This is a genomic window from Spirosoma knui (assembly GCF_054780635.1).
The window spans coordinates 1-1,368 of record NZ_BAAGVY010000031.1 but is presented as its reverse complement, the minus strand read 5'-3'; the positions used below and the strand labels follow the sequence as shown (position 1 = coordinate 1,368).

Here is a 1,368-nt window from a genome sequence, read left to right as displayed (position 1 = left end):
TCATGTCCTAGAATAGGTTTACAGCCCGCAACTGAGCTGTAACATGAACAAACGACAAAGAGCCGTACGAGAATACTTACTGGGTGGGTGCACCTATTTGCAACTGGAGAAAAAGTATGGCATCAGTAAAGCCACGATAAATCGATGTGTGCTCAAGTATCAAGCCCAACAACAAGCTAAACTAAAAGGCGTGGGCTTAGCTTCCGATCCCATGAAGCCCAAACCAAATCAACCGCCCAGTCTGGAGCAACTCCAAAAGCTGTTAGAGCAGGAACAACTACGAAATAAGCTGCTGAACGCCATGCTCGATATTGCCGAGGACGAACTGCAAGTCCCAATCCGAAAAAAGTTTGGCACCAAGCGGTCAACAAAGTGAGGCACAACGAAAAGCGACACAGCCTGTCGGCGTTGTGTGCACTGCTTGGTTATAGCAGGCAGGCATTCTATCAATTTGAAAAAAATAACAACCAGAATTGCTTTGAAGCCGAGCTGGTTATTCAGCAAGTGTTGCTCCACCGCTCGCTGCAACCCCGGCTAGGCACTCGAAAATTACTGGTGCTGATGCAGGACTTTGTCCAAGAACACCAGTTGAAGCTGGGCCGAGATGCGCTGTTTGATTTGCTACGAGCTCATAAATTATTAGTGAAAAAGCGTCGCCGTAGAGTGCAGACGACCTTTTCGAATCACTGGCAGAAGAAGTATCCAAATCTAATACGGGAGTATGTGCCCAAAGCGCCCAACTTGTTATGGGTGAGCGACATAACCTATATATTGGTCGGCGATGGCTTCGCTTATCTGAGCTTAGTGACCGATGCTTATAGCCGAAAAATCGTTGGATTCTGTGTATCAGAAACGTTGAGTGCGATGGGTAGTTTGAAGGCCTTAACGATGGCCTTGAAAGCCTGTCAGGACACTTCTGGATTGATTCACCATAGTGACCGGGGCGTGCAGTATTGTTGCTTGGAGTATGTCAGTCTTTTAAAGGATAATAACATCCAGATCAGCATGACGCAAAGCGGAGATCCCTTGGAAAACGCGATCGCTGAACGAGTGAATGGGATACTGAAAGCGGAGCTGTTAGCTGATCAGTATCCCACCCTGGCTGTAGCCAAAAAAGGGATTGCCCAGGCTGTCCTGATTTATAATTCATTGCGCCCCCACAGCAGTTGTGACATGCTGACTCCACAGCAAGCCCATCAGCAAAAGGGCGCTTTGCGAAGACGCTGGAAGAATTACTATAAGAAAAGGGAAACGGAGCTAGAAGTTGCCAGCTAATTTTTAGTTGAGATACTGTAAATGGATAGTAGGACTATAAGCATGAACTAATAAATTCACTTCAAAAATGTAAACTTATTTTAGGACGCTACA

General features: G+C 46.3%; 2 protein-coding genes. Both read left to right on the top strand.

The features are described 5' to 3' along the window. Positions 1–43 precede the first annotated feature (43 nt). Positions 44–376: a hypothetical protein gene (locus ACYVIY_RS28575; protein WP_460980087.1), complete on the top strand. Its 333-nt coding sequence runs from the start codon at positions 44–46 to the stop codon at positions 374–376. Further along, positions 373–1,275, top strand: a complete 903-nt coding sequence (locus ACYVIY_RS28570; protein WP_460980086.1) for an IS3 family transposase — start codon at positions 373–375, stop codon at positions 1,273–1,275. The genes ACYVIY_RS28575 and ACYVIY_RS28570 overlap by 4 nt, the downstream gene beginning before the upstream one ends. Positions 1,276–1,368 lie beyond the last annotated feature (93 nt).

Excerpts from the sequence above, each read along its gene's own strand:
- ACYVIY_RS28575 (WP_460980087.1), top strand. The coding sequence starts at position 44 with ATGAACAAACGACAAAGAGCCGTACGAGAATACTTACTGGGTGGGTGC.